Source organism: Latilactobacillus sp. VITA-14 (assembly GCF_046580785.1).
Lineage (GTDB): Bacteria > Bacillota > Bacilli > Lactobacillales > Lactobacillaceae > Latilactobacillus > Latilactobacillus curvatus.
The window spans coordinates 1-6,797 of the sequence record NZ_JBJKTM010000035.1 but is presented as its reverse complement, the minus strand read 5'-3'; the positions used below and the strand labels follow the sequence as shown (position 1 = coordinate 6,797).

The following is a 6,797-nucleotide window of genomic DNA, read 5'->3' as shown; positions in this document are numbered from 1 at the left end:
TTTGAGCACATTAGTGCTCAAGATTTAACGACGACGTTACTCCAAATTAACCAGCGACCGCTTAAAATACTCGACTGGCAAACACCGTATCAGGTTATGCTGACAAATTTGTCCAAAAATTCGGATTAAATTTGCAATCTACCACATACAAAGATTAATCGGTATTACACGCTTCTATATTTGTTGTACAATTATCTCATTACGAGTCCAATTGAGGAGCACCCATTCAATGCAGTATTTTAAAATCCTATTTACAAGTACATTCACTTTTTTAAAGCAGTCCCAGGCCTATTTTCGTAGTGTGTTATTGATGCATGGCTTTTTGCTTTTAATTTGTCTACCGCTTTTGAGTAAAGCCAGCTACTTCATTCTGGTACATAATCAGATCCAGTTTCTCGCGTTGAGCAACTTGCCAGCGCTTATTCATCAGCATCCGATTGCGCTGTTAGCACTCGTAGGAATTGCGCTACTAATTTTATTGCTGGCTTTCTTCGAATTCACGTTTCTTCTATTAAGTGTGTACTTTATTCAGATTAAACGACCGCTAGCTTTGCAGGCATTGCTGAAGATGACTTTTGCGCAACTCAGGCACCTTCGAATTGGCACGTTCTTTTTCTTTCTATATTATTGTCTTTTAATTTTACCGCTGGGCGGGCTTGGCTATCATTCTGATTTATTGACTAAGTTTAAAATACCGGCATTCATTCTGGATTATATTCTCATGAATCGGCGAATTGTCGCGGGACTTTTCATTCTTGTCTATTTGGGCTTATTATATCTCGGCTTACGGCTGATCTTCACCCTACCAAACATCATTCTTCAGCAGATGACTTTCAAAAAAGCGTTGACCAGTAGTTGGCGGTTTACACATCAAAAAACTGGCTCATTACTGGGGCGTCTACTCTTAATCGGTGCCGCACTGATTGGCTTTACGGGACTCACTTTTTTCCTACTCATCCAACTACAAGCGTTGATTGAAACCCACACATCAGTGGGACTGCCAAGTGCCGTGGTCATCATGACCTTGTTGCAAGCTGCTATGCTCATCAACTTGGTGCTTTCGACAGTCGCCGTCTTTTTCATCGTCATTGATTATTTGTTGGCCGACCCACAATTTGTGCAACCGACGTTCAACTATGCAACCTTAAAATTAAGCGTGCCGCTCAGTGGTCGTTGGTTATTATTCGTAGCAAATTGCGTTTTAATCGGCGTTGGGACTTATAATTGGGACTATCTCCGTTCAGTAACCATTCAGCAGCCGCTAAGCATTTCCCACCGTGGCGTTTCGCAAAAAGACGGCGTCCAAAATTCGATTAGTGCGCTGCGAAAAACTACCCGATTAAAGCCCGATTATGTTGAAATGGATGTGCAATTGACTAAAGATCACCAATTCGTCGTCTTTCACGACTTCCAACTTGCCCCACTCACTGGGCACTCAGGGACCCCGCAGTCTAAAACACTGGCGCAACTGACTAAAATGACCGTCCATGAACATCGGCAATCCGCACCAATTGCTTCATTTGATGACTATCTTGCACGCGCCAATCAGCTTCATCAAAAACTACTGATTGAAATTAAGACACCCACCACCGATAATCCCGGCTTGGTGCAACATTTCCTGAATAAGTATCAGGCCAAAATCGAAGCTCACGGTCACATGGTGCAATCCTTAAACTGGCACATCGTCGAGGCCGTTAAAAAGGCAGCACCGAAGATTCAAACGGGCTACATTCTCCCCTTTAATTTTATCGGCCCACCAATTTCGAACGCTGATTTTTATGCCGTTGAAATGACAACTGTCAACAGTCACTTCATTCAAGCTGCACATCAGGAAAATAAGGCCGTCTTTGTCTGGACACCCAATGATCAACAAGCCGTCCAACGCATGATGTATTTCGGTGCAGACGGCGTGGTCACCGACAATCTCACCGCGGTTAAGCAAGCTAAACAAAAAAATAACCAACGACACTACGCCGATAAACTCGCATATTATGTGATCGGTATTGGGTAATATAGTAAAAAAGGATTGGGAATCGATATTTTTATCGATCCACAATCCTTTTTTATTAGCGATTCTTTCTAAGCCAACGTCTTACACTTGAATAGCCAAGCGTAAGCCCCGTTAAGAGCAATACACCAGCTGAATACACGAATCCAATGACAATCACCGTCTTCATCAAGCCTATTTGGCGAACCATGTCAGCACAAAAAGCTTGTGTTGCTGCCCATTTTTTTCCTAACTTATAAACGAGCAGGATATTAACCACAAAAAAGTGGCAATCAGATCCTGCTTGAATTTTTCTGACATCTTTAACGCCCCAATGTGTCTTATTGCTGTTCATTATAACAATGGCTTTTGCAAAAGAAAAGGTCACAAAAAAGCAGCCATCAATCTTCAATTGACAGCTGCTTGCACTTTATTTGTCTAAAAGTCGTTGTGCTTTTTGGGCGGCGACGTTCATGATGTTCCAAGGACGGTCAAAACCTGGTTGGAAGAAGAAGTCAGCGTATGCTAAATCATCGATTGTCATCTTACCTTGAATGGCAAGTGAAATGGCGTTGATGTTTGCCGTCACGTCAGCTTTAGACATGATTTGCGCACCGAGTACACGCCGTGTTTCTGGATCAAAGGTTAATTTGAAATCGACCACTGGATTTTCTGCTTCAGGGACGAAGTGTGGGCGATATGTTTCAGAAACCAAAACAGATTGGGTCTTCACACCCATTTTATCAGCCGTTCCTTCTTTAATCCCAGTTGAAGCAAAGTGATAATCGAAGACGCTCAATGCTGATGAACCTGAAACAGCGGGTACCGGTTGGTTGGCGGTAACTAAGTTCTTAGCAGCATAGCGACCTTGGCGACGCGCATTCGTTGCTAAAGCAATTGGCATTTCTTTGCCAGTTGGTGCGTATTTTACAACCGTTGCATCCCCGACCGCAAAAATATCGGGTTGGCTTGTTTGTAAGAATTCATTGATTTCAATCCGGCCGCTGCGGTCGAGTTGTAATGTATCTTTTAACCAGCCTGTGTTAGGCCGAATCCCAGCAGCTTCGATGACTAAGTCAGCATTGTATTCAGCTTGATCGGTCACAACTTTAGTTAGCTTACCATCAACGCCGACATATTCTTTGACGCCTTGACCAACTGCAGGATAGATATTGTGCGCTTGCATTTCAGCCGTTAATTGATCTGTAAATTCTTGATCGAGATAGAGACTTAATAGACGTGGCAAGACATCAACAACTGTAACATGTTTGCCAGCTTTAGCAAATGCTTCAGCCGCTTCAATGCCAATATAACCAGAACCGATCACCACAACATTTTTAACGGTTGGATCAACTGTCTTCGCCTTTAATTTAATCGCCCAATCACGGCCACGCATTGCGTAGACATTCTCTAAATCACGGCCTGGCACTGGTAATTCAAATGGCACAGCGCCGACACTCAAGACTAACTTATCGTAACTTTCTTCACGCGTTGTATTATTCTTTAAATCCTTCACTTGGACCGTATGTTGATCGGCGTTAATCGCGGTGATTGCTTGTTGTAGGTTGACTTCAACCCCTTTTGCCCGCATGCCTTCTGGTGTCGCATAACTGACATCATCAACGTTTTTGACGGTCCCTTCTAAATAGAGTTGCATCCCGCAGGATAAGAACGATAGGAAATCGCCTTGTTCGTACCATTGGATGGTTGCATCCGGATAATCGAGTAAATTTTCTTGAACAGTTTCAAATCCACCATGAGATGAACCGACAACGATAATTTTCACATTGATCACTCCTTGTTCTATTTTATACAACTCAAGTATAACGCAGATGATATTAATTACAAATAAAAACGCATTCTCGGCTGACTTTCAACTGACCATTCTTAAATTCCATGCTAGAATAATGACAAGCTTTACAATAAAAAAACAATGGAGATTGCTATGGCCTTTATCAAACGAAACTTCTCCACTTTTATCTATCTAGCAACACTTTATTTCACCTATCAGATTCTAAATACTTTGATTCGCATCTTTACCAGTACCGATATTCTCGTCTACGCCAAAGAATCATTAACTATTTTCATCGTTTTCTTCGGTATTTTCTATTTCTCATATATATTGTTCGGCGTTGGCTTATTATACGCTGGCCACGTCATTTCGAAACAATCGGGCAACTACGAAATTTCACTCATGATTTTAAACATCCTCACCACTTTTAGTACCCTTACCACGATTATTTTAAAATTTTCTGGGGCGCAGATGCCGCGTTTCTTACTTTCAACCACTTTTTTCATCATTTTGACCACCATCTCATTAGCCACAACTTCCAAACTGCTACAACTGCGCACCAAGCGAATTGACAATAAGTGACTGCCAAAGGTGAAGTAGCGTCTTTTTATGTTAAGGAGACATTTTTCATGAACGGTAAAATTGATTACTACCAACTCTTTCAAACAATGTATCGGCAATATAGGCCGCAACACTGGTGGCCTTCTGATTCCCATTGGGAAACAATGGTTGGCGCGGTTCTAGTTCAAAATACAAACTGGCAAAATGTTGACCGCTCGCTCGCCAATCTACGATCAAGTACGCACTTCGAGCCAAACAATCTGCTTTCTCTTTCGGATGAAGCCCTTATGTTGGCTATTAAACCCAGCGGCTTCAATAACGCTAAAAGCAGGACAATTAAAGGGCTGTTTCGATTTTTAGCGACAGTTGATTTTGACTTAGACACGCTCAATCAGATGACAACCACCACTGACCTACGGCGCCAGTTACTTGCCATCAAAGGCATTGGTCCGGAAACAGCCGATGTCATTTTATTATATGTCTTCGACCGCCCAGTCTTTATCGCTGATTTATATGCCCGCCGCTTAATTGCTCACCTAGAGCACTGTTCTTTAAAAGACCTCCACTATTTAAAGGTACAACAGGTTATTGAACCACAGCTCTTACCCCAAATGACTGTTAAAGACTGCCAAGAATTTCACGCCCTAATTGACGATCATGGTCCAGCCTTTCTTGCAGCACAAAAATAAGCCGACATCCGTTTTTAGACGGACGCCGGCTTTTTAATTACCCAACAACCCCTTTGCTTGTATCAGCTGGGTGGAAGAGTTGGTCAATAATACCCGAAACGCGGGTTAAATCAACGTTCCCGCCTGAAACTAAAGCCACAATATTTTTATCTGTTAACCATTGAGGATCAATTTTACCACTCAGCAGTGCTGCCGTTGGTAATGCACCAGCGCCTTCTGTGACAATCTTAGTCCGTTGCATGAGATCCTTCATCGCAGTTGCGATTTCCTTTTCGGAAACTAAAATCATTTCATCGACTAGATTTTGAACCACTGGGAAAGTCAGTTCACCTGGAATCGCAACGTCTGTCCCATCGGCTAGCGTGAAGTCCGCATGATGACTGGTGATTGTGCCTGCTTCAAATGAAGCCGTCATCCCGTGCACGTTTTCCGATTGAACCCCAATGATGTGAATTGAGGGGTTAAAGGATTTCAAAGCCGTCGCAATGCCGGAGATTAAGCCACCACTGCCAACCGGTACAATCACCGTATCAACATTCCAAATCGCATCCAAAATCTCAAGGCCGATTGTCCCTTGGCCGGCCATGACTTCGCGATCGTCGTAGGGATGGACAATTGTTAAGCCCTTTTCGGCTGCTAACTGCTCCATGTACAACCGCGAATCATTAAAAGTCGCACCATGTAAAACAACGTTCGCCCCATAACCGGCGGTCGCTTGTTGCTTAGCAAGCGGTGCTTCTTCTGGCATCACAACGGTCGCATCAATCCCTAATAACTTCGCGGTCAATGCAACCCCTTGCGCATGATTGCCGGCTGAAGCTGTAATGATGCCTTTAGCCCGTTGCTCTGGCGTTAAATGGTTAATTTTATTGTTCGCACCACGGAATTTAAACGATCCCGTCAGCTGCATATTTTCCAATTTCAAATAGACATGACCGTGCGCCACATTACGACTCAAGAACATCGATTGAATTAAAGGTGTTTCGCGAATATACGGTTTAATGATTGCCCGTGCTTCCTCAATATCCCGGATATCGCAAATGTCTGCGGTTTTTAATACTAATTGATTCGTTGCCATTCTGGCCACCTCTTCCATTTGAATTGACACAAATGTCTGCGGATAGGTTGTGCTATCCTTCACAATTAAATGTAAGCCACTTATCAAGCATTGTCAAAACAAAACGGTCTTAAATTAGAACGCTTTCATTTGGTGGTTATTAAGTTCTCATTCTAGTTGTTTAACCAGCAAGATAGCACTAAAATAGCCATGAAATAAAATGATGAGGTGTTCAACATGACCAAATCAGTCGTTAACTTTTTAGCGAAACTATCCGCTTAACTCAAAAGAGCGTAACGTTATATAAACGTTACGCTCTTTTTAGCTGTCATTATAATCGTTCATTTAAATCATTTTATCTACAATGCGCTATTAAAAAAGATTAACGAGCATATGGAGCACTATTGAACATCTAATATCCTTCGTTCAAAAATAGGTACTGCCCAATATCCATCCAAATGAACAATAAATAAGCCAATTATAGTCAATTTTCAGCTGATGCGCACACCCAAAAGCAAGCCCTGATACAATAATTTTCATCACCGTATCGCATTTCGTTTTTTTAATAAGGCAAATTCTATAATTAATCCGAACAGAAATTAAAAAGCCCAAAGCAATCACTTACAATGGTAGTAGCTAATTCCAACCAATATAGGGAGTGATTACTTTGGGTACATCTACTTTATCACGTTTTCAACGTGGCGCACTAGC

General features: G+C 42.2%; 6 protein-coding genes and 1 pseudogene. 4 read left to right on the top strand and 3 right to left on the bottom strand.

Annotation, left to right across the window (positions count from 1 at the left end):
* Positions 1-129, top strand: a pseudogene (locus ACF1X7_RS09820) (IS30 family transposase); the annotation flags it as partial.
* Positions 130-229: 100 nt separating this feature from the next.
* Positions 230-2,011, top strand: coding sequence for a glycerophosphodiester phosphodiesterase (locus ACF1X7_RS09815; protein ID WP_064776981.1), 1,782 nt, complete (start codon positions 230-232; stop codon positions 2,009-2,011).
* Between the two features lie 55 nt (positions 2,012-2,066).
* Here ACF1X7_RS09815 and ACF1X7_RS09810 read toward each other — a convergent pair whose 3' ends face one another.
* Positions 2,067-2,399, bottom strand: coding sequence for a hypothetical protein (locus ACF1X7_RS09810; protein WP_035186900.1), 333 nt, complete (start codon positions 2,397-2,399; stop codon positions 2,067-2,069).
* A gap of 18 nt (positions 2,400-2,417) precedes the next feature.
* A complete protein-coding gene (locus ACF1X7_RS09805) occupies positions 2,418-3,773 on the bottom strand; it encodes an FAD-dependent oxidoreductase (RefSeq protein WP_411162734.1) in 1,356 nt (451 codons plus the stop codon).
* 159 nt (positions 3,774-3,932) lie between these two features.
* Between ACF1X7_RS09805 and ACF1X7_RS09800 the strand changes: the two genes are divergently transcribed.
* Positions 3,933-4,361, top strand: a complete 429-nt coding sequence (locus ACF1X7_RS09800; protein ID WP_411162733.1) for a hypothetical protein — start codon at positions 3,933-3,935, stop codon at positions 4,359-4,361.
* 47 nt (positions 4,362-4,408) lie between these two features.
* Entirely contained in the window at positions 4,409-5,029 is a 621-nt protein-coding gene (locus ACF1X7_RS09795) for an endonuclease III domain-containing protein (RefSeq protein ID WP_064776979.1), read from the top strand.
* Positions 5,030-5,066: 37 nt separating this feature from the next.
* Here ACF1X7_RS09795 and tdcB read toward each other — a convergent pair whose 3' ends face one another.
* Complete coding sequence (gene tdcB, locus ACF1X7_RS09790) at positions 5,067-6,107, bottom strand: bifunctional threonine ammonia-lyase/L-serine ammonia-lyase TdcB (RefSeq protein WP_411162732.1); 1,041 nt, start codon at positions 6,105-6,107, stop codon at positions 5,067-5,069.
* Positions 6,108-6,797: the final 690 nt, after the last annotated feature.

What these genes read in the sequence shown, in the direction of transcription:
- ACF1X7_RS09815 (WP_064776981.1), top strand. Translation starts at nt 230, where the DNA reads ATGCAGTATTTTAAAATCCTATTTACAAGTACATTCACTTTTTTAAAG.
- ACF1X7_RS09800 (WP_411162733.1), top strand. Translation starts at nt 3,933, where the DNA reads ATGGCCTTTATCAAACGAAACTTCTCCACTTTTATCTATCTAGCAACA.
- ACF1X7_RS09795 (WP_064776979.1), top strand. Translation starts at nt 4,409, where the DNA reads ATGAACGGTAAAATTGATTACTACCAACTCTTTCAAACAATGTATCGG.
- tdcB (WP_411162732.1), bottom strand. Translation starts at nt 6,107, where the DNA reads ATGGCAACGAATCAATTAGTATTAAAAACCGCAGACATTTGCGATATC.